The organism is Actinobacillus genomosp. 1 (assembly GCF_029774175.1).
In the GTDB taxonomy this organism is placed as follows: domain Bacteria; phylum Pseudomonadota; class Gammaproteobacteria; order Enterobacterales; family Pasteurellaceae; genus Actinobacillus.
This window is the reverse complement of the sequence record NZ_CP103834.1, coordinates 713,159-735,699: the sequence shown is the minus strand read 5'-3', so window position 1 is coordinate 735,699 and position 22,541 is coordinate 713,159. Positions and strand designations below refer to the sequence as shown.

At 38.8% G+C, this 22,541-nt stretch carries 20 protein-coding genes; 11 read left to right on the top strand and 9 right to left on the bottom strand.

The features are described from left to right. Positions 1 to 38 precede the first annotated feature (38 nt). The gene (locus NYR63_RS03395; protein WP_279458193.1) at positions 39 to 1,004 is read right to left on the bottom strand and encodes an asparaginase; all 966 of its coding nucleotides are present in this window, start codon (positions 1,002 to 1,004) and stop codon (positions 39 to 41) included. 10 nt (positions 1,005 to 1,014) lie between these two features. Then, positions 1,015 to 1,509, bottom strand: coding sequence for a 5-(carboxyamino)imidazole ribonucleotide mutase (gene purE / locus NYR63_RS03390; protein WP_279458192.1), 495 nt, complete (start codon positions 1,507 to 1,509; stop codon positions 1,015 to 1,017). A gap of 217 nt (positions 1,510 to 1,726) precedes the next feature. Here purE and sspA point away from each other — a divergent pair, with 217 nt between their 5' ends. Continuing rightward, complete coding sequence (gene sspA, locus NYR63_RS03385; RefSeq protein WP_279458191.1) at positions 1,727 to 2,371, top strand: stringent starvation protein SspA; 645 nt, start codon at positions 1,727 to 1,729, stop codon at positions 2,369 to 2,371. Then, on the top strand, positions 2,371 to 2,787 hold the full coding sequence (locus NYR63_RS03380) for a ClpXP protease specificity-enhancing factor (protein ID WP_279458190.1): 417 nt from the start codon (positions 2,371 to 2,373) through the stop codon (positions 2,785 to 2,787). Before sspA ends, NYR63_RS03380 begins: the two co-directional genes overlap by 1 nt. A gap of 105 nt (positions 2,788 to 2,892) precedes the next feature. Here the strand turns inward: NYR63_RS03380 and NYR63_RS03375 are convergent, their stop codons facing one another. Then, positions 2,893 to 3,660 carry an FNR family transcription factor gene (locus NYR63_RS03375; protein WP_279458189.1) on the bottom strand — a complete coding sequence of 256 codons (768 nt, stop codon included), beginning with the start codon at positions 3,658 to 3,660 and terminating at the stop codon, positions 2,893 to 2,895. Positions 3,661 to 3,924: 264 nt separating this feature from the next. Between NYR63_RS03375 and NYR63_RS03370 the strand changes: the two genes are divergently transcribed. From NYR63_RS03370 to galU, 5 genes are all read left to right on the top strand, one after another. Next, entirely contained in the window at positions 3,925 to 4,350 is a 426-nt protein-coding gene (locus tag NYR63_RS03370) for a universal stress protein (RefSeq protein ID WP_115586925.1), read from the top strand. A 220-nt stretch (positions 4,351 to 4,570) separates the two neighbouring features. Further along, positions 4,571 to 7,195: an alanine--tRNA ligase gene (gene alaS, locus NYR63_RS03365; RefSeq protein WP_279458188.1), complete on the top strand. Its 2,625-nt coding sequence runs from the start codon at positions 4,571 to 4,573 to the stop codon at positions 7,193 to 7,195. Between the two features lie 79 nt (positions 7,196 to 7,274). Further along, entirely contained in the window at positions 7,275 to 7,469 is a 195-nt protein-coding gene (csrA, locus tag NYR63_RS03360) for a carbon storage regulator CsrA (protein WP_039709062.1), read from the top strand. A gap of 33 nt (positions 7,470 to 7,502) precedes the next feature. Continuing rightward, positions 7,503 to 8,861: a phosphomannomutase CpsG gene (locus NYR63_RS03355; RefSeq protein ID WP_279458187.1), complete on the top strand. Its 1,359-nt coding sequence runs from the start codon at positions 7,503 to 7,505 to the stop codon at positions 8,859 to 8,861. 108 nt (positions 8,862 to 8,969) lie between these two features. Further along, on the top strand, positions 8,970 to 9,857 hold the full coding sequence (gene galU / locus NYR63_RS03350) for a UTP--glucose-1-phosphate uridylyltransferase GalU (RefSeq protein WP_279458186.1): 888 nt from the start codon (positions 8,970 to 8,972) through the stop codon (positions 9,855 to 9,857). A 35-nt stretch (positions 9,858 to 9,892) separates the two neighbouring features. Here galU and priC read toward each other — a convergent pair whose 3' ends face one another. Then, the gene (gene priC / locus NYR63_RS03345; protein ID WP_279458185.1) at positions 9,893 to 10,411 is read right to left on the bottom strand and encodes a primosomal replication protein PriC; all 519 of its coding nucleotides are present in this window, start codon (positions 10,409 to 10,411) and stop codon (positions 9,893 to 9,895) included. Between the two features lie 471 nt (positions 10,412 to 10,882). Here priC and NYR63_RS03340 point away from each other — a divergent pair, with 471 nt between their 5' ends. Together NYR63_RS03340 and NYR63_RS03335 are read left to right on the top strand one after the other, a co-directional pair. After that, on the top strand, positions 10,883 to 11,986 hold the full coding sequence (locus NYR63_RS03340) for a porin (protein ID WP_279458184.1): 1,104 nt from the start codon (positions 10,883 to 10,885) through the stop codon (positions 11,984 to 11,986). Positions 11,987 to 12,412: 426 nt separating this feature from the next. Continuing rightward, complete coding sequence (locus NYR63_RS03335; RefSeq protein WP_279458183.1) at positions 12,413 to 13,891, top strand: nicotinate phosphoribosyltransferase; 1,479 nt, start codon at positions 12,413 to 12,415, stop codon at positions 13,889 to 13,891. A 57-nt stretch (positions 13,892 to 13,948) separates the two neighbouring features. On the opposite strand, the gene cpdB is transcribed toward NYR63_RS03335, so the two are convergent. Further along, on the bottom strand, positions 13,949 to 15,925 hold the full coding sequence (cpdB, locus tag NYR63_RS03330; RefSeq protein WP_279458182.1) for a 2',3'-cyclic-nucleotide 2'-phosphodiesterase: 1,977 nt from the start codon (positions 15,923 to 15,925) through the stop codon (positions 13,949 to 13,951). Between the two features lie 296 nt (positions 15,926 to 16,221). Here cpdB and NYR63_RS03325 point away from each other — a divergent pair, with 296 nt between their 5' ends. Together NYR63_RS03325 and pta are read left to right on the top strand one after the other, a co-directional pair. Continuing rightward, positions 16,222 to 17,430 (top strand): acetate kinase, encoded by a 1,209-nt coding sequence (locus NYR63_RS03325; RefSeq protein ID WP_279458181.1) that lies wholly within the window; start codon positions 16,222 to 16,224, stop codon positions 17,428 to 17,430. A gap of 55 nt (positions 17,431 to 17,485) precedes the next feature. Then, positions 17,486 to 19,624 carry a phosphate acetyltransferase gene (gene pta / locus NYR63_RS03320; protein ID WP_279458180.1) on the top strand — a complete coding sequence of 713 codons (2,139 nt, stop codon included), beginning with the start codon at positions 17,486 to 17,488 and terminating at the stop codon, positions 19,622 to 19,624. 129 nt (positions 19,625 to 19,753) lie between these two features. Here pta and NYR63_RS03315 read toward each other — a convergent pair whose 3' ends face one another. The 4 genes from NYR63_RS03315 to rbfA all read right to left on the bottom strand — a co-directional run bounded on the left by NYR63_RS03315 (position 19,754) and on the right by rbfA (position 22,505). Then, on the bottom strand, positions 19,754 to 19,942 hold the full coding sequence (locus NYR63_RS03315; protein WP_279458179.1) for a YegP family protein: 189 nt from the start codon (positions 19,940 to 19,942) through the stop codon (positions 19,754 to 19,756). Between the two features lie 129 nt (positions 19,943 to 20,071). Then, complete coding sequence (locus NYR63_RS03310) at positions 20,072 to 21,160, bottom strand: lytic murein transglycosylase (protein WP_279458178.1); 1,089 nt, start codon at positions 21,158 to 21,160, stop codon at positions 20,072 to 20,074. A gap of 44 nt (positions 21,161 to 21,204) precedes the next feature. Next, positions 21,205 to 22,122 carry a tRNA pseudouridine(55) synthase TruB gene (gene truB / locus NYR63_RS03305; protein ID WP_279458177.1) on the bottom strand — a complete coding sequence of 306 codons (918 nt, stop codon included), beginning with the start codon at positions 22,120 to 22,122 and terminating at the stop codon, positions 21,205 to 21,207. Further along, positions 22,122 to 22,505 (bottom strand): 30S ribosome-binding factor RbfA, encoded by a 384-nt coding sequence (rbfA, locus tag NYR63_RS03300; protein ID WP_279458176.1) that lies wholly within the window; start codon positions 22,503 to 22,505, stop codon positions 22,122 to 22,124. Before rbfA ends, truB begins: the two co-directional genes overlap by 1 nt. Positions 22,506 to 22,541 lie beyond the last annotated feature (36 nt).

The following is a 22,541-nucleotide window of genomic DNA, read 5'->3' as shown; positions in this document are numbered from 1 at the left end:
AGCAAACCTCGAACTAATTTGGGTATTTATTGGATTGTTTAAAAATATTCGGCGAGCGGCTTACTCAAGTTTTGGTTTAACAGGACTAACAATTTGATACGTGCTTTTTGACCGCTTAAACCGGTGGTGAAAATCACGTTTTGTTGTTTAAGTTGCTTACCGCCGCCTAAATAGTCGTACACATCTTGAGTAACGCCGTTAAACGCACGAGAAACTAATACAACAGGAATATCAGCACGTAATAACGCATCTAAACCGGCTAAACAACTCGGCGGCAAATTACCTGCGCCGAGTGCTTCAATCACAACACCGTCACAACCGTGGTGAGCTAATTGTTCGAGTAAGAAGCTGTCCATTCCGGCGTAACTTTTAACAAGCTGCACGTTAGTACGGGTAACAGCCTGTATCGGGAAACGTTCGTATTCGGTTAATTGTTGGAAATATAGCACGCGGTTTTTCGCAATTAATCCGCAAGGACCGAAGGTCGGTGTTTGGAATGTCGCTACATTGGTCGTATGCGTTTTAGTCACAAATTTAGCGTTATGAATCTCATCATTCATCACCACTAATACGCCTTTGCCTTGGCTTTCCTGACAAAGTGCAACCAAAATCGCACTTTGTAAGTTGATTAATCCGTCCGAGCCTAATTCGTTACTTGAACGCATTGCACCTGTAATTGCAACCGGTACATTTACATTCAGCGCTAGGTCAAGGAAATAAGCGGTTTCTTCTAACGTATCCGTACCGTGGGTAATCACAATACCGTCATAATGTTCTTCATTTACCGCTTTTTCAATGCGTGTTTTTAATAGTAACCAATGCTGTAAAGTAATATGCGGTGAAGGCACATTCAGTACAGATTCTTGACTGAGCTGAGCAGGGTGGTTTAAACGTTCTAATGCGGCAAGTAGCGGATTTTTCTCAGAAGGCGAAACTTTACCGTCTTCACCTTCACTCATTGAAATCGTACCGCCTGTATGTAGGATTAAAAGTTTCTTTGTCATGAAAAATAGATTAATTACGTGGATCTGGATTATCTAAGACAGATTGCGTTTGTTCATTGCGGAATGCGTGTAATTTTTTCGCTAATTCAGGATCAAAAGCCGCTAATATTTGTGCGGCTAATAAACCGGCATTCGCCGCACCGGCAGGACCAATCGCAAGCGTACCGACCGGAATACCTTTCGGCATTTGCACGATAGAGTATAAACTATCTACGCCGCTTAGCATCGAACTTTTTACCGGCACGCCTAACACAGGCACAATCGTTTTTGCCGCAATCATACCCGGTAAATGTGCTGCACCGCCCGCACCTGCGATAATCACTTTATAGCCGTTTTGTTCGGCACTTTCCGCAAATGAGAAAAGTTTATCCGGTGTACGATGCGCCGAAACCACCTCCACGTGATAAGCAAGATTAAACTGATCTAAAATTTGTGTTGCTTCCGACATAGTTGCCCAGTCGCTTTTTGAACCCATTACAATAGCAATTTCTGGTTTTTCAGACATATTAATTCCTTTTGAAACTAGAAGAGATATATATGAAGTATAACATAATAGGCAAACGTTTGCTTATGAATTTATGCAACTAAATCAGGGTGAATAATGTAAAGAATTATTGGCAAAGTACAATTTAAAACTATCAACCTAAAGTCTAAATGTGTTACCATATGCGACCATTTTTAAAATTTATGTGTTTGCAATCAGAATCGGAGACAGAATATATATGACGAGCAGTGCGAATAAACGTTCAGTGATGACCCTTTTTTCAGATAAAAATGATATTTATAGCCACCAAGTGCGTATCGTATTAGCAGAAAAGGGCGTTCCTTATGAAATCGAAAATATTAGTCCCGATACGATTTCTGAAGATTTAGTGGAAGTAAATCCGTACGGTAATGTACCGACATTAGTCGATCGCGATTTAGTGTTATTTAACTCGCGTATCATTATGGAATATCTTGACGAACGATTTCCTCATCCGCCGTTAATGCCGGTCTATCCGGTATTACGTGGAAAATGTCGTTTAACCATGCATCGTATCGAACAAGATTGGTACTCATTAATTGATATTGCGAACAAAGATCCCGAGTCTAAAGAAGCGAAAAAAGCATTACTGGAATTACGTGATGAAATGTTAGCGTTAGGTCCGGTATTTGCTGCAACCCCTTATTTTATGAGCGAAGAGTTTAGCTTGGTTGATTGTTACGTTGCGCCGTTATTATGGAAAATGCACAGTTTAGGTATTGAATTTACCGGTGCCGGTAGTAAAGCGATTAAAACTTATATGACTCGCGTCTTCCAACGTGAGAGCTTTGTTCAATCTATTGGTGGTTCCGCACCAAAACATTTAATGGATGATAAAGACTAATGAAACCCTTGCGCCCTTATCTTTACCACGCGTACTACAACTGGATTTTAGATAATGATAATACGCCTTATTTATTAGTGAATGCCGAGTATCCCGATGTTGATGTGCCGGTAGAATTCGTTCGAGACGGTAAGATCATCTTAAACATTGCGCCTCGTTCAATCGGACAATATGTCATTAATGATGAGTCAATCAGCTTTAATGCTCGCTTCCAAGGAATGTTACGTGATATTTATATTCCTTTCGGTGCGACGGAAGCGATTTATGCTCAAGAAACCGGTGATGGGATTATGTTCCAAGACGAGCCTTACTATAGCGAACAAGCATATAATGAAAGGGTTAATCAGCAAACTGAAAAAGAAGACGATAAGCCAAAAGCCAAGAAAAAACCGACGCATTTAAAATTAGTAAAATAACGTATAACCTGATAAATAAGCGGTCGGATTTCTTAAATAATTTACGAAATTCCTTAAAGCATAAAAAATGCCACTATCAATTAATAGTGGCATTTTTGTTTGGTTTTATGCTGTTTGTATTACCGGAATTTGTGAGCGTGTAACGCCCGCCATATCGGTCAGTTCATCCATACGGTTGATAGTAATATACTTGCCTTGTACCGTAATCATACCGCTTTTTTGGAAACGACCTAATAAACGGCTAATGGTTTCAATGGTTAAACCGAGATAATTGCCAATATCGCCACGAGTCATAGTTAATCGGAATTCACGGGCGGAAAAACCTCGAGCCGCATAACGCTGAGATAAATTATGCAAAAATGCCGCTAATTTTTCTTCCGCACTCATTTTTGAAAGTAATAAAATCATTTCCTGATCACTTTTAATTTCATTACTCATTAAACGCATAATTTGATGACGGATTTTAGGCATCTTTCCGGCAAGGTCATCTAAAATATCGAATGGAATTTCACAAATCATGGAGGTTTCGAGTGCTTGTGCAAAACCGACATGTTTCATATTCATAATCGCATCAAAGCCGACCAAATCACCGGGAAGATGAAATGCGGTAATCTGTTCTTCACCGCTTTCACTAATCGTGTAGCTTTTAATTGTACCTGAACGAATTGCATAAATAGAACGAAGCTCGTCACCGGATTGAAAAATAATTTGGGATTTTTGCACAGGTTTTTTGCGTTCGATAATATTATCAAGCTGAGTTAATTCATGTTCGCTTAATGTAAAAGGTAAGCAAAGTTGGCTAATGCTGCAGTTCTGGCAATGGATAGTGCAAGCCGTTCGGCTTGTATGTTTAGCGTCAGATACAATTTTCATAAGGGCTACCGTCTTTTAAAATAGGTAAAAGTTTGATTTCAAGCAAATTTTACCATCATTTATTAGGATAATAAAGCCGGTAATCGGTTTATTTAACCTTAAAAAGTTATTTTCAATCTTATGCCGATATGCTCCAAATTAAAAAATATTTCAAACCTTGGAATGTTTTTTCAAAAATGAGATCTAGCTCAAGTTTTCCGTGAAAAGAATATGCTAGTATCATCAAACAAAGAAATGATTAGGCATACAAGAAGGAGTCTATTTATGTATAAACATATTTTAGTTGCGGTTGATCTCTCTGAAGAAAGTCTTGTTTTACTCCGTAAAGGCGCAGATTTAGCCGAGAAATGCGGAGCAAAACTTTCATTAATCCACGTAGATGTTAATTTTTCCGATCTTTATACGGGGTTAATTGATATTAATATGTCTTCAGTACAAGACAGTGTACTTGAGGAAACGACAAAAGCATTAGACGAGCTATCTGCTAAAGTGAATTATCCGGTTTCCGAACGTCTTAACGGTACCGGTGATTTCAGCCAAGTATTGGAAGATGCGGTTGAAAAACACAAAATTGACTTATTGATTACTGGGCACCATCAAGATTTTTGGAGTAAGTTTATGTCATCTACTCGCCAAGTAATGAATAATGTCACTGTTGATATGTTAGTTGTACCGTTAGCTGATGAATAATTGTAATGCTGACAACAATTTACATAAAAGCAGATAAATAACGTTAAACTCAACCGCTTAAAAGTTCTCTAGCTTTTCAAGCGGTTGTTTTTTAATAAATATAATAAGTTTTTCATTAAAAAAGCGGTTGTCAATTAGCAAAGGAATGAAAAACGTGTAGAATAATGATATTTATCACCAGCTATTTTGCTTTATACATTATTTTTTAGAGTGTTATTAAATGAAAACGACTTCAGAAATTAGACAATCATTCTTGGATTTCTTCCATAGTAAAGGACATACTGTTGTACCAAGTAGCTCTTTGGTGCCGGAAAACGACCCGACTTTATTATTTACTAATGCGGGTATGAATCAATTTAAAGATGTTTTTCTCGGCTTAGAAAAACGTCCTTATACTCGAGCAACTACCGCGCAACGTTGTGTGCGTGCCGGCGGTAAACACAATGACTTAGAAAACGTAGGTTATACCGCACGCCATCACACATTCTTTGAAATGATGGGTAACTTCAGTTTCGGCGACTATTTCAAACAAGATGCAATTCAATTCGGTTGGGAATACTTAACTTCTCCGCAATGGCTTGGTCTTCCGAAAGAAAAATTATATGTAACCGTTTATGAAACGGATGATGAAGCTTATGATATTTGGAACAAAATCGTAGGCGTACCGACGGATCATATTATTCGTATCGGCGATAACAAAGGTGCTCCGTATGCTTCGGATAATTTCTGGGCAATGGGTGATACCGGTCCGTGCGGTCCTTGCACCGAAATCTTTTATGACCACGGCGATACCTTTTGGGGCGGTTTACCGGGCAGTCCGGAAGAAGACGGTGACCGTTATATTGAAGTATGGAATATCGTATTTATGCAGTTTAACCGTCAAGCAGATGGTACGATGGAAAAATTACCGAAACCGTCTGTAGATACGGGTATGGGTTTAGAGCGTATGACAGCAGTAATGCAACACGTAAACTCAAACTACGAAACGGATATTTTCCAAACTTTAATTAAAGAAGTAGCGGGCTTATTAAACGTAACCGACTTAGACAATAAATCATTACGTGTAGTGGCAGACCATATTCGCGCTTGTTCATACTTAATTGCGGATGGCGTTGTTCCGTCAAATGAAGGTCGCGGTTATGTATTGCGTCGTATTATTCGCCGTGCAGTACGTCACGGTAACTTGTTAGGTGCAAAAGAAGCGTTCTTTTATAAATTAGTACCTACACTTGCAGCCGTAATGGGACATGCCGGTGAGATTTTAACCCAAAAACAAGCGCATATTCAGAAAACACTAAAAGCGGAAGAAGAGCAGTTTGCTCGTACGCTTGAACGTGGCCTAGCCTTATTAGAAGATGCATTAACTAAAGTTGAGAATAATACACTTTCAGGTGAAGTGGCATTTAAACTTTATGATACTTACGGCTTCCCATTAGATTTAACCGCCGACGTATGCCGTGAACGTGAAATCACGATTGATGAAGCCGGTTTTGAAGCGGAAATGACCGCACAACGAGAGCGTGCAAAAGCAAGTAGTAATTTCGGTACCGACTATAACAATGTCATTAAAGTAGAAGGTCAAACCAACTTTATCGGTTACGAGAATTTAGACGCCCAAGCAACGGTTGTCGGTTTATTTAGTAATGGTAAAGCGGTTGAAACAATTCAATCGGGTGAGTCCGCGGTTATTATTCTTGATCAAACGCCGTTCTATGCGGAAATGGGCGGGCAAGTAGGAGATAGCGGTTTAATTTCAACCGAAATTTGCAATTTCACGGTAAACGATACGCAAAAATATGGACAAGTATTCGGACATATCGGGCAATTAACATCAGGTAGTTTATCAATCGGTGATAAAGTTACTGCAAGTGTTGAGCGTAGTCGTCGTGTAGCTATTACGGCAAACCACAGTGCGACCCACTTATTACATTCCGCATTAAGAGAAGTGTTAGGTGATCATGTGGCACAAAAAGGTTCATTGGTTTCCGAAAATATTCTGCGTTTTGACTTTTCGCAACCGGAAGCGATTAGTAAGTCTCAATTAGAAGAGATAGAACGTATTGTAAACCGTAAAATTCGTGAAAATATCCGAGTAACGATTGAAACTATGGATATCGAATCGGCGAAGAAAAAAGGTGCAATGGCGTTATTCGGTGAAAAATACGGTGATGTTGTTCGAGTGGTCGGCATGACGGAATTTTCTATTGAACTTTGCGGCGGTACTCATGTTGAAAGAACCGGTGACATTGGATTGTTCAAACTAGTTTCTGAAGGTGCGGTTGCAGCAGGTATTCGCCGTGTTGAAGCGGTAACCGGAGAAACTGCAATCGAGTGGTTACATGGTCAGCAAAAAGTATTACAGCAAAGTGCGGAATTATTAAAAGCGGACGGCAATTCGTTAGTGGAAAAAATTCAACAATTGCAAGATAAAGCGAAACGTACGGAAAAAGAGTTGCAGCAACTTAAAGACAAACTTGCCGCACAAGCAGGTTCCGAGTTAGTGAAACAAGCTCGCAATATTAACGGTGTTAATGTTGTGGTACAAAAACTTGAAAATGTAGAAGTAAAATCGCTACGTACAATGGTTGATGATTTAAAAAATCAATTAGGAAGTGCAATTGTTGCGTTTGGTACGGTAACGGATGATAAAGTCAATTTAATCGTCGGTGTAACGAAAGATTTATCAAGTAAAGTGAATGCCGGTGAATTAGTCGGCGCAATGGCGCAACAAGTCGGAGGTAAAGGCGGCGGTCGAGCAGATATGGCTATGGCAGGCGGTTCAGAACCTCAAAATTTAGATGCGGCACTCACATTTGCGCAAGAATGGATTCAAGCAAAACTTTAATTAAATAATTAGGCAAGGTTGATGGATTGACCTTGCCATCACTCCTAAATGTTTTAGGACTTTTGACTCGGGAGGCTACATGCTTATACTCACTCGCAAAATTGGGGAAAGTTTACTAATAGGAGATAATGTTGAGATTACCGTTCTCAGCGTTCGAGGTAATCAAGTTAAATTAGGTGTAAATGCGCCTAAAGAAGTTTCTGTTCATAGAGAAGAAATTTATCAAAGAATCAAGGCGTTAGCGGATGATGTCGCTAATGAAACGCAGCAATAAATATTTTATCACTAACAGAGTAAGGACGAATCTATGAGTAAACTCACTTGTTTTAAAGCCTATGACATTCGCGGTCAATTAGGTACAGAATTAAATACGGATATTGCATACCGTATTGGGCGTGCTTTTGGGCAATACCTCAAACCGAAAAGTATTGTTGTCGGTGGCGATGTTCGTTTAACCAGTAACGAATTAAAAAGTGCGGTAACTAACGGCTTATTAGATTCGGGCGTAAATGTTATTGATTTAGGTCTTACCGGTACCGAAGAAGTTTATTTTGCGACTTCGTTCCTTAAAACTGACGGTGGTATCCAAGTAACGGCAAGCCATAATCCGATGGATTATAACGGCATGAAATTAGTAAGAGAAGGTTCTCGTCCGATTAGTGCCGATACCGGTTTAGCCGATATTCAACGCTTAGCCGAAGAAAACAATTTCCCCCCTGTAACGCAAAGAGGTAGTTATACACAAAAAAGCGTACAAGGCGAATATGTAGAACATCTGCTTTCTTATATCGACTTAGATAAATTGACACCGAAAAAATTAGTGATTAATTCAGGTAATGGTGCGGCAGGTCATATTATTGATGCGATTGAAGCACAGTTTAAAGCGCGTAACGTACCGGTAGAGTTTGTTAAAGTACATAATAATCCGGACGGCAATTTCCCTAACGGTATTCCTAATCCGATTCTTCATGAAAACCGTGAAGACTCAATCAAAGCCGTATTAGAGAACAAAGCAGATGCAGGTATTGCATTTGACGGCGATTTCGACCGTTGCTTCTTCTTTGATGAAAAAGGTGGATTTATTGAAGGCTACTATGTAGTCGGTTTACTATCGCAAGCATTCTTAGTGAAAAATAAAGGTGCTAAGATTATTTATGACCCGCGTTTAATTTGGAATACCGAAGAATTAGTGGCTGAAGCGGGTGGCGAAGCGGTTATGTCAAAATCAGGTCACTCGTTTATTAAAGAAAAAATGCGTGCCGTAGATGCAATTTATGGTGGTGAAATGTCTGCTCACCATTACTTCCGTGATTTCTTCTATTGTGATAGCGGTATGATTCCATGGTTATTGACTTTAGAGTTACTATGTACAACAGGTAAGCCGTTAAGCGAATTAGTCGGTGCACGTTTAGCTAAATTCCCATCACCGGGAGAAATTAACAGTAAATTAGTCGATGCGAAGGCGGCAATCGAACGAGTAAAAGAAGCGTACAAAGACGGTAAAGTTGAAACATTAGACGGTATTAGCGTTGAGTTTGACAATTGGCGTTTCAATTTGCGTAGTTCAAACACTGAACCGGTAGTGCGTTTAAATTTAGAAACTCGTGGCGATAAGAAATTAATGCAAGAAAAAACCGATGAAATCCTTGCATTGCTTCGCCAGTAATGAGTAAAATTTAGCTGGAATTAGACCGCTTGCATTAAGCGGTCTTTATTATGAAATACGATATCGTATTGATTTTATCGGTGTTATACACCTTATAAGGATTATGTAATGAAAGTAATTATTCCCGTAGCCGGTTTAGGTACTCGTATGCTTCCTGCAACCAAGGCAATTCCAAAAGAAATGCTGACGATTGCGGATAAACCGCTTATCCAATACATTGTGAATGAATGTGTCGCAGCAGGTATCAAAGAAATCGTATTGGTTACTCATTCTTCAAAAAATGCTATTGAAAACCATTTCGATACTTCTTTTGAACTTGAAACAATGTTAGAAAAACGTGTTAAACGCCAATTATTAGAAGAAGTACGTTCAATTGTACCTAAAGATGTTACGCTAATGCACGTGCGCCAAGGTCAAGCTAAAGGTTTAGGTCATGCGGTTTTATGCGGTCGAGCAGTAGTGGGGAATGAACCTTTTGCGGTGGTATTACCGGATGTGATCCTAGCGGATTTTTCAGCAAATCAAAAAACGGAAAATCTTGCTGCGATGATCAAACGTTTTAATGAAACTAAACACAGCCAAATTATGGTTGCACCGGTACCGAGAGAAGATGTCAGCAGCTATGGCGTAGCAGATTGTGCCGGTGTTGAAATTCCGGCAGGTGAAACGGCTAAAATCGTAAAAATGGTTGAAAAGCCGAGTGTAGAAGATGCACCGTCTAACTTAGCTGTAGTTGGTCGTTACGTATTTTCCGCCGGTATTTGGGATTTATTAGAAAAAACACCGGTTGGGGTAGGTGATGAAATTCAATTAACCGATGCTATTGATATGCTAATCGAACAAGAAACGGTAGAAGCATTCCATATGACCGGACGTACTTTCGACTGTGGTGATAAATTAGGCTATATGCAGGCGTTTACCGAATACAGTTTACGTCATGATAAATTCGGTAATGAGTTTAAAGATTTTATTAAAAAATTAGCTAAAACATTATAATCGAAGCAAAGATAACTAAGGACGCAAATGCGTCCTTAGTTTTTCGATAATTTTTCTTCCAGATCCTCAATTGCTTTTAAGCATTTCATCTTACGATATTCGGTTTCTTCGACTTGCTGTTGCCACATTATTTTTTCGTTCTCATTAGCAGCATAGCTTTTTTCTAATAACCAACTAATTTTTTCATTTAATGCTCTTAATGCCTTACGATATTCATTTAATCGACGAGCAGATGGGAGGGCATGGATATTTTTAGAAAATGAAAAAGACGGTACAAATACTTCTTTAGAGGATGAATCCGATTTTTTAAGAATTAAAACCGCTTGATTTAAACTATCGAACTGTCGAAGTAGCTTAGTTGCATAAAAATCGGCATAATCTTCATTTGTCTGTTGAGCAAGTAATTGTGCCGTATCTGTAATTTCTTGCACAAAATCGCTAACTTTTTGTTGTTTTTTGGAAAAGATATTTCCTTTTACGATAACTTCTTTTTCGGTAAAAGGGGAAAATATCTCTAATTTTTGCTGAATAAGTTGAGAGAAATTTGAGAACATAATCAGTACTATAGTATTTTTTCTATATTATAGAATGGTTTATCATGCTTGTAATGGATTATTTATGCTTAAAAAAACAACTGGAAATTTACTTTTTTCTAGAAATGTGATTTTTGTCACAAAAAAAATGCATTGTGAAAAAAGTTAATAAATATCAAGAATTTATAATAAAGTCTTTATAATTCAATAGATTACAAATTTATTAAAAATGGAGTAGATAACCATTTTTCTAATAAATTTTATTTTTTTAAATCAAGAATTAAACTAACTTATTGTTTTTATTGTGATTTTTTGTTTATTTTAAATGAAATGCTTACCTATTGACAGGGATAAATGATTTTGCCATTATGCACTCGCAATCAGCATTTACTTAAACTTTTATAAAGTAAATGTCAGTTTTGGAAAATTACTCTTACACCTTATCGAGAGTAATTTTAAATAAACTTAAAATTAAAAATTAAGGTGAACATTATGAAAAAAACTCTAGTTGCATTAGCAGTAACAGCATTCGCGGCATCAGCTTCAGCTGTAACAGTATATGACGCAGAAGGTACGAAAGTACAAGTTGATGGACGTTTAGACATCATTTTAGATCAAGCTAAAAAAGAAGTTAAAACAGGTAACGTCAAAGTTGGCAACCGTGCACATACATATCTACGTGATACTGGCGGCTCTCGTTTCGGTGTTCGTGTAAACCATGAGTTAAATGATGGTTTCTATGCATTAGGTCGTTTAGAAATGCGTTTCAAAGAAACTGAAAAAGACTCTGATGGTCAAGTTGTTCGTGGTAACGGTTTCGGTGATGTCTATGTTAAACGTGCATACGTAGGTTTAGGTAAAAAAGAGTTAGGTGAATTAACTTTCGGTCGCCAATTAACTCTTGCTGATGACTACGGTCAAACAGACGATTACGAATATGGTATCGTACCTTCATATATCGCAACAGATGGTACTGGCGTAGTTCGTTATGACTATAAAGGTATTGAAGGTTTACAAATCGGTGCAAACTACAATTTTGCAGAAAAACGTAATGCAGCTGGTGAAGTATTAGTAGATGAACTTAAAAACGCTTACGGTGTAGGTGCGGTATATGAAACCGCATTAGCTAATGGTCACGTTTTCAATATTGAAGGTGGTTATGGTCGTTCAACTTACGTCACTGGTGAAAATTATAACCATCACCAAGATGGTTATGAATTAGCATTAGGTTATACTATTGGTGATTTCAAATTAGTAGGTGACTTTGGTTATGGCTATGAAAAAGAAGGTTCAGAGCGTACAAAAGCATTTTATGTAGCTCCAGGCTTCCAATACCAAGTAATTCCTGCTTCACGTATCTATGGTAACTATTTATATGAACGTGCAGAAACAACAGAAGATAAAGAAGATACCGCAAAAGCTAAAAAACACGGTTTCTTATTAGGTGTAGATTACAAATTACATAAACACGTTGTGGCTTATGTAGAAGGTAAATACGTTCAAACTAAGAACTATAAAGCAGAAGGTCAAGGATATAACTACGTAAGTAAAACAACTGATAAAGCTATCGGTGTAGGTATGCGTGTATTCTGGTAATTTATTACAATGCTTTAATAAATAAGCTTTAAAAAGACCCCAATAGTGAAAACTGTTGGGGTTTTGTTTTCTAGATACAGGTAAATAACACGAAAATTTATTCAGTGTAATCCGTGGTTATTTCTAATAAAGAGAGAATAACAATTACAACCTAAAACTTTCATAACCAACTTATTATTTAACATAACATACATTATGCGAATTAAAATGATATAACATATTGATTTATAAAGGTTACTTGTTTTCACTTACAAGTTCGATTGTTGAGTTTTCATCAAAATATAGGTTAGATTAAATTTGCGTTATATATATAACAAATAATTTAATCTTTATAAGTTTAAATCAAAATATGAAATAAATACTTATCAAAAACATGAAACATATGATAAACTTTATCATATCATTGAAAATATAAAGGTAGGTATTATGTATAACTCACTAAACAAAACTCTGCGTTCTAGTGCTATCCCGTCTTTATTATGCGACTTTTATAAAACTTCACATCGCATGCAATATCCTGAAAATACTCAAATTATTTATAGTACATTTACGCCTCGTAGTAATAAACACGCACCTTACTTAACTCGTGTTGTTTCATTTGGCTTTCAAGCATTTATTATCAAATATTTAATCCATTATTTTAATGATAATTTTTTTAATCGTTCGGAATCCGACGTTGTATCAGAATATTCACAATTTATTGCACAAACGCTACAAATGGTCGATAAAGGCGAACATATCGCTCAATTACATCGATTAGGCTATTTACCTATTCGTATCAAAGCTATTCCGGAAGGACAATCGGTTGCTGCTAAAGTACCGATGATGACAATTGAAAATACACATCCGGATTTCTTTTGGCTGACCAATTATTTGGAAACATTGATCAATGTTTGCTTATGGCAACCGATAACGTCCGCCTCAATTGCATTTGCTTATCGCTCTGCTCTCATTCGATTTGCAGAAAAAACTTGCGATAATTATGATCATATTCTCTTCCAATCTCATGACTTTTCAATGCGAGGAATGAGTTCTTTAGAGTCGGCAGAAATGTCCGGAGCAGGCCATTTAACCTGTTTTTTAGGTACCGATACGATTCCGGCTATTTCATTTATAGAAGGCTACTACGGTTCACAGCAACTGATAGGCACGTCTATCCCCGCTTCCGAACATTCGGTTATGAGTGCACATGGTGTTGATGAGTTACCTACGTTTCGTTATTTAATGCGAAAATTTCCGGACAGTATGTTATCGATAGTGGCTGATACGACCGATTTTTGGCATAACATCAGCGTTAATTTACCGTTACTAAAAGATGAAATTATGGCTCGTCCTACTCATGCCCGTGTCGTTATTCGTCCGGATAGCGGTGATTTTTTTGCAATTATTTGCGGAAATTCGACCGCTTGCCATGAACATGAACGTAAAGGTCTGATTGAGTGCTTATGGGATATCTTTGGTGGGACAGTGAATGCTAAAGGCTATAAAGTATTAGATCCGCACATCGGTGCAATTTATGGTGATGGTGTGACTTATGATAAAATGCTATCTATTTTAGCAGGTCTTGAACGAAAAGGTTTCGCTTCCAGTAATATTGTCTTCGGTGTCGGAGCACAAACCTATCAACGTAATACCCGAGATACACTCGGTTTTGCAATAAAAGCGACTTCAATTACGATTAATGGGGCTGAAAAAGCGATTTTTAAAAATCCGAAAACGGATGACGGTTTGAAGAAATCTCAAAAAGGTCGAGTGAAAGTGATTTCATCCGAACATTATCTTGACGAATTAACTTCACAAGATGATTTTTCTGATGATTTACTGGAGTTGATTTTTGAGGATGGAAAATTAGTGAAACACATTAGTTTTGATCAAATTAGAGCGAATATTAATATGCAACTATAAGACCACGGAATACTCAGATGGTGTCCGAGTATTCCGTAGTGACTCAAATCACGCAAATTATTTCGTTAAATCAAGCTGATATACCGCAAAGCCGATTTCGTCCGTACCGACCAATGTCATTGGGTATTGTGCTTTTTCTTTAATAAACGCCGCCGCTTTTTCAGACGGAGAGGTTTCAAAACGCACATCTAATTTAACTTTGGCATTAATCGGTGCGATACGCCAGTTTTTATCGGCAGTCGGTACTACATGACCTTTTGCTTTACTTTCTGCCGAAATATAATTTGAAAGCACTTGACGATTTTCATCCGGAGAGGCAAACACTATATGCTTATCGCCGGTACCCGGGAATTTTGCTCCGTATGCACGATAGTTATTGGTTGCGATCAAAAACTCTTGTTTCGGTTCAACCGGCTTACCTTTGAAAGTTAAGTTAATAACACGGTGCGAGTTTTCATTAATTAGTTTGCATTCGCCATCGTAACGAGCCGACTGCGTAATATCAAATTGGTACTCTACTCCATCGATCACATCAAAGTTATAAGTGCGGAAACCTTGCCAATCTAATAGACTTTGCGGTTGTGTACTAGCCGGATCAATTTGTTTAAACATACCCGCACTACATTCCAACCATTCTTTCAACTCTGCTCCGGTAACTTTCACTACCACAAGCGTATTCGGATAGAGGTATAAATCCGCCGCATTACGGAACGTTAATTGACCTTTGTCCACTTCGGTAAAACCGCTTGGATCATTTTTACGGTCGCCCGCTTTAAACGGTGCACCGGCACTTAGAATCGGTAAGCCGGCAAGTTCCGGTAAGCCTTTAACAACAACGTTTTCAACATAGGCTTTTTGTGCTTGATTTACAATTTGAATTGTCGGATCGTCCTGTACTAAAGCTAAATAGCTGTACATATTATCGGTCGCTTTACCAATCGGTTGTGATACGAATTTACGTGTTGCTTCATGGGTTTCTTTAAGTAATGCCGCAATTTCCGGATGGTTTTCCACGGTTGCTTTTTTCGCTTCGGCATTATAAATCGGACGAAGTGCCGCCTTACCGTCTATTACCGCCCATTTTCCGTTTTGTTCGGCTAAACTCAAATCAACCACACTGATATTATTGCCCCAATAACCTGCCATGCTTTCAGGAACGCCTTTCATCGTACCTTTGACAATATCGGCATTCGGCGATTTTTCAAATTCTTTATTTGGGAATAGACGATGTGAATGGCCGAAGATGACCGCATCAATACCTTTTACATCAGCTAAATAGAACGCCGAGTTTTCCGCACCTTCTTTATATGGCTCGTCAGACGGGCCTGTGTGTGCTAATGCAATAATGACGTCTGCGCCTTTTTCTTTCACAATCGGTACATATTTTTCAGCGGTTTTCACAATATCACGCGCTTCGACTTTACCTTCCAAATTGGCTTTATCCCACACCATTACTTGCGGCGGAACAAAACCGATATAACCGATTTTTAATGTTTGTGACTTACCGTTCGCATCAACAATCGTTTTTTCTTGAATAAAATAAGGTTGGAAGAAAGGTTCATCAGTACCCGGTTTTACGATATTGGCATTAATGATAGGGTGATTAGCTTGTTTAATGACATTACCTAAATAGGTTAATCCATAGTTAAATTCATGATTACCGATCGTACCCACTTCATATTTCATCGCATTTAACGCAGCAATTGCCGGATCGGCTTTACCTTGTTTAGCACCTACGGCAGCCTGATAATCTGCGATAGGATTACCCTGAATTAGGTCGCCGTTATCGACTAATACGCTATTTTTTACTTCTTTACGCGCTTGTTCAATTAAGCTTGCCGTACGAGTGAAACCGAATTTTTCGGTCGGTGCATCTTTGTAGTAATCAAAATCGGTTAAAAAGCCGTGAATATCGGTGGTTGCGATAACACGTAAATCCGCTTGATTAGTTGCTTTTGCAAAAGCCAATTTATTTGTTCCAAGTACAAGCATCGCACTTGCACCTAGTTGAATAAAACGTCGTCTGTTTAACATAGTTATTCTCCTAAGTTATCAATATATAAAAGTTACAAATTATTTTAGAAAAATAACCGCTTGTACTCTAGTGCTTTTTCCTTGTTTGATGACCTTTTCCAAATTAAAAGACGGTAATCTGCACAAATTAGAATGGAAATTAGGACAAGGCCTAAAATTTGAGCAATTTTTAAGGATATTTTTGGAATAGGAATTTATTTTAGTGAATGAAACGTGTATGCTTATAAAGATGTACGCATATTTTGCGTCACAAGTTTATCAATCCTTTCATAAACAAAGAAATAAAGGTGTTTGACATGTCTAAAAACTTAATCCTTATCCTTAACTGCGGTAGCTCTTCTTTAAAATTTGCTGTTTTAGACCCTAAAACGGGTGATGAAAAATTATCTGGTTTAGCGGAAGCATTTAATTTAGAAGATGCTCGTATTAAATGGAAATTACACGGCGAAAAAGGCAATGCAGATTTAGGTGCGGGTGCAGCGCATAGCGAAGCATTAACTTTCATTGCAAATGAATTATTATCAGAGGAATTAAAATCCAGCATTGGTGCTATCGGTCACCGTATCGTTCACGGTGGTGAACAATTTACTTCATCCGTAGTCATTAATGATGATGTGGTTAAAGGCATCGAACACGCAATTCAATTCGCACCTCTTCACAACCCGGCCCACTTAATCGGTATTAAAGAAGCATTCCGTATTTTCCCTGAATTAAAAGAGAAAAATGTTGCGGTATTCGATACGGCTTTCCATCAAACAATGCCGGAAGAAGCATTCTTATACGCACTTCCGTACAAACTCTATAAAGAACACGGTATTCGTCGTTACGGTGCTCACGGTACCAGCCATTTATTCATTACTACACAAGTGGCCGAATTAGCGGGCAAACCGGTAGATCAAACCAATGCGATTATCTGTCACTTAGGTAACGGTGGTTCGGTATCTGTTGTGCGTAACGGTAAATGTATCGATACATCAATGGGTTTAACTCCGTTAGAAGGTTTAGTGATGGGTACTCGTTCAGGTGACATTGACCCTGCAATCGTTTTCTACCTATACAAAAACTTAGGTATGTCAATGGAGCAAATCGAAGAAACCTTAGTGAAAAAATCAGGTCTTTTAGGTTTAACCGAAGTAACCAGCGACTGCCGTTATGCAGAAGATAACTATGACGATGCGTCAAAACCTGAAGCAAAACGTGCATTAGACGTATATAGCTACCGTTTAGCAAAATACATCGGTGCATATATGGCAATCTTAGGTGATACTCACTTAGACGCTATCGCATTTACCGGCGGTATCGGTGAAAACTCAGGTCATGTTCGCGAATTAGCGTTAAATCACTTAAAATTATTCGGTGTTAAATTAGATGTAGAACGTAACTTAGCAGCACGTTTCGGTAAATCCGGCGTTATCACTGCGGACGACTCAACATTCAAAGCGGTCGTAATTCCGACTAACGAAGAATTAGTGATTGCACAAGATACGGCTAAATTAGCATTATAATTTCCAAGGGCAGACATTCTGCCCTTTTACTATTTCACATAAACGGAATTTAAATATGTCTAGAACTATTATCTTAATCCCAACCACCACAGGTGTCGGTTTAACCAGCGTAAGCCTCGGTTTAGTACATGCATTAGAACAAAAAGGTTCTAAAGTCGGTTTTTTAAAACCGATTGCACAACCTATTAGCGGCGAAGATACGTTAGACCGCTCTACTTCGATTATTCGTTCTGCACAGACCACAGAAGTCGGCGAGCCATTTATGTTAAGCGAAGCGGAAGCATTAATCGGTCAAAACCAAGCGGACGTTTTATTAGAGAAAGTGGTTGAACGCCATCAACAACTGAGCAAAAACAATGAAATCGTTGTTGTGGAAGGTTTAATTCCTACCCGTAAAAATTCATACGCAAACAGTGTAAACTATGATATCGCTCAAGCATTAGATGCTGAAATTATCTTAGTTGCTGCACCAGGTTCAGATAAGCCGACCCAGTTAAAAGAACGTGTGGAAGCGGCCGCTTCCGAGTTCGGCGGTCGCCACAATCCTAATTTATTAGGTGTAATTATCAATAAATTTAATGCACCGGTTGATGAATCCGGTCGTACTCGCCCGGACTTAACCGAAATCTTCGATTCATTCCAACACAGCACACAAAATATTGCCGAAGTGGAAGCGTTATTTGCAAAAAGTCCGATTAAATTACTCGCTTGTGTTGAATGGAAATCCGATTTAATTGCAACACGTGCTATTGATTTAGCCAAACATTTACGTGCGGCTATCATCAATGAAGGTGAATTACAAACTCGACGTATCCGCGGAGTAACATTCTGCGCACGTAGTCTTCCGCATATGGTTGATCATTTCAAAGCAGGTAGTTTATTAGTAACTTCCGCAGACCGTCCGGAAGTATTAGTTGCAGCCTCTTTAGCAGTAATGAACGGTGTTGAAATCGGTGCAATCCTATTAACCGGCGGTTATAAAATTGAAACCCCGATTGCAAAACTTTGCCAACAAGCATTTGAATCCGGTGTACCAGTATTCCGTGTAGAGGGCAATACATGGCAAACTGCGCTTAGTTTACAAAGCTTCAGTTTAGAAGTGCCTGCTGACGATAAAGAACGTATCACTTCAATTAAAGAATACGTGGCAAGTCAATTTAATCACGGCTTCATTGATGAAATTTCTAAAGCGGCAACTCGTGCGCGTCGTTTATCGCCGGCTGCATTCCGTTATCAATTAACCGAATATGCGCGTCAAGCGAAAAAACGTATCGTATTACCGGAAGGTGACGAACCTCGTACCGTTAAAGCGGCGGCATTATGTGCTGAACGCGGTATTGCAGAATGTGTACTTTTAGCAAATCCGACAGACGTTCAACGTGTAGCGGAATCTCAAGGTGTAGTTTTAGGTAAAGGTATCACAATTATCAATCCTGAAGAAGTACGTGAAAACTATGTTGCTCGTTTAGTTGAGTTACGTAAAAACAAAGGTATGACGGAAGTGGTTGCGCGTGAGCAATTAACGGATACGGTAGTACTTGGTACGATGATGTTAGAAGCGGGTGAAGTGGACGGTTTAGTATCAGGTGCGGTTCACACTACGGCAAATACAATTCGTCCTCCGATGCAAATCATCAAAACTGCACCGGGTAGCTCAATTGTTTCTTCAATCTTCTTCATGTTATTACCGGATCAAGTACTTGTGTACGGGGACTGTGCGGTAAATCCGGATCCGACAGCTGAACAATTAGCTGAAATTGCGATCCAATCCGCAGAATCAGCAAAAGCATTCGGTATTGACCCACGTGTTGCGATGATTTCTTACTCAACCGGTACATCGGGTTCCGGTGCAGATGTAGAGAAAGTAAAAGAAGCAACTCGTATTGCACAAGAAAAACGTCCTGATTTAATCATTGACGGTCCGTTACAATATGATGCGGCGGTAATGGAAGATGTTGCGCGTTCTAAAGCACCTAACTCTCCGGTAGCGGGTAAAGCAACCGTATTCGTATTCCCTGACTTAAATACCGGTAATACTACATATAAAGCGGTACAACGTTCTGCTGATTTAGTGTCTATCGGTCCTATGCTTCAAGGTATGCGTAAACCGGTTAATGACCTTTCTCGCGGTGCATTAGTTGATGATATCGTCTATACAATCGCATTAACGGCAATTCAAGCGACTCAATGTTAATACATTAACCTGATACCGAATAAAATGCCCTCAAATGAGGGCATTTTTTATACTAATAAGCGGCCGTATTTGCCATTATTTTTGCAATAAAAAAGCCCTGTAAATTTTTTAACTACAGGGCTTTTTTTATTATGCTTCTTCTTTTGTAAGGTCTTTGACTTCTGTTTCAGCCGTAATTTTTTTTACCGCTTCGATACCTTTTTGACAATTTTGTTTTGTTGCATATCCTTCACCGCCGGTTGCGATTGTTTGGTGGTTACCGGATTTTAAACGCCAGCGAAATTCGCTTTTTGCATCTTTATAAATTTCAAAATACATATAATTTTCCTTATCTGAAAATCCCAAACTTATGTTTGGTATGAATAGCTTACTGATTCTGATATAAATTGCAATTTATTCGGTGAATAATTACCGCTTATTTACGTATCTTTTAATGTTTGCTAGAGATTACTGCCCTACGCTCTCTAAAATACGATCTGCAAATTTACCGATACTTATTCCGAAATTATTGGATTTATTCCAGTCCATTAAAGTACGGAAATTATTTGAGACGAGGAAAATACGCCCGACTTCTTTATCAGGACGAACCAACCATAATTTATTACCGTTTAACGCACTTAATTTTGCGGTTTCTCTTGCCGTTGGATAAGCGAGGTAAACCCCCCAAGATTGCCATTCACCAAGCGTTTTAGCCTTATTTGCTTCAATACCCGAGAAAGAAATATCAATCGGACTGGATAGTTTTACCTCAACTCCCCAAGGAATCTCATCGTCCCAACCTACGGTTGAAAGATAAGAGGCAATGGAGGCAAACGCATCCGCTTCCGTATTCCAAATATCTTTTTTACCGTCGCCGTTACCGTCTGCCGCATAATTTAAATAAGCGGTAGGCATAAATTGGGTCTGCCCCATTGCACCTGCCCATGAACCTAGCATTTCATAGCGATTGATAGTGCCTTCATCTAGCATTTTCATCGCATTGACAAACTCTTGCGTAAAGAGCTTTTCGCGACGTCCGTCAAAAGCTAGCGTGGCTAATACGGATAACACATCAAAATCGCCTTGGTAACGCCCAAAGCTACTTTCCATGCCCCACAAAGCTAAAATGTATTCTTTCTGTACATTATATTTCTTACTTGCATTAGTAAGTTGCGTATTAAACTCATACCAATATTCAGCGGCTAAATTCACTTTATTTTGGGTAAGCACCTTACTTAAATAATTAGTAACGCCATTAGGATTCGGAGGTGGCGGCGGCGTATTAGGATCTCGTTTACGAGAGGCTTGCGCCTGATCTAATTGAATTGATCTTGCATTATACTGAATAAATTTCTGAGCATTTAATACATTATCCGAAACACCTGCGCCCGCTGCCTTTTGCTTCAGAAAATGTACGTAGTCATTAAAATTATTTACTGTGCGCGCTTTAGTATATTGAGCATCCATCGGAAGCTCCGGATACGTACTATTTTTAGTTGAACATCCGGCAAGCAATAACGCAAACATTGCCGAAATCGTTAAAAATCGTAATTTCATAGCATTTATATCGTAAAGCGATCTTAAAATAGACCGCTTGTAAATTAAAGATTAACCATTCTATTTGGACGAATGACATTATCGGTTGTAATTTCCGCTACACCGAGAAATTGCATATTATTCGAAAATAAACGAACTTGTCCGTAAACTTGCGCATTGTTTTCAAATTTCACTCTTTGACCGAAACCGACCGCTTTGGTCTGTTCTGCGGTTAGATTGATTTTTGGTAGGCTTTCTACTGCTGTATCTAACGGTAAAAGATGTTGGTCTAGCACTTCAAGCGGTTGATTTTCACTTAAATTTTGTAAATCTTCATAGCTCATCATCGCCTCAACAGGATAATTTGCAACCGCCAAACGACGTAAAACCGTCACGTGCGCACCGCATCCCAATACTTCACCCAAATCATCCACCAAAGTACGGATATAAGTACCTTTAGAGCAATGTACCTCTAACGTAAGATAAGGTGCGATATATTCGATAAAGCGTAACTCAAAAATCGTAATCGGACGAGCCTCTCGTTCCACAGTGATACCCTGACGAGCATATTCATAAAGCGGTTTGCCGTTATGTTTTAATGCGGAAAACATAGTCGGAACTTGCAAAATATCGCCGCGAAATTGTTCCAATGCTGCAAGAATTTCCGTTTCACTTACATTCACCGCACGGCTTTCAACCACTTGTCCTTCGGCATCCGAAGTATCGGTACGTTCGCCTAATTTTGCGGTAACTTGATAACGCTTATCCGAATCAAGTAAAAATTGAGAAAATTTAGTCGCTTCACCCAAGCAAATCGGTAACATTCCGGTCGCAAGCGGATCTAATGCACCGGTATGCCCCGCTTTATTTGCTTGAAACAAGCGTTTGACCTTTTGCAGAATATCATTTGACGACATTCCTTGCGGTTTATCTAATAAAAATACGCCGTGAACGTCACGGCCTTTTTTACGAGGTCTAGACACTATTCGTCCTCTTTATGTTTAGCTTCATCGTTTTTAATCACATTCGATACCAAGTTAGACATACGCATACCTTCTACCAAGGATTGATCGTAAATAAAACGAAGCTCCGGCACGATACGTAAACGCATTGCCTTACCGACTAAAGAACGAATATACGGGCTTGCTTTTTCTAAACCTTTCATACCCTGCTCAATAACACTTTGGTCGTTATCAAATAGGAAAGTCACAAAGATTTTTGCATAAGCTAAATCACGGCTCACTTCCACATCCGATACCGTTACCATACCGATACGAGGGTCTTTTACCTCACGTTGTAAAATCACAGCGATCTCTTTTTGTAGTTCTTGCGCTACACGATCACTGCGCTTAAATTCTCTGCTCATATTTTCTCCGAAACACAACGAGGCACCACTAGAGCA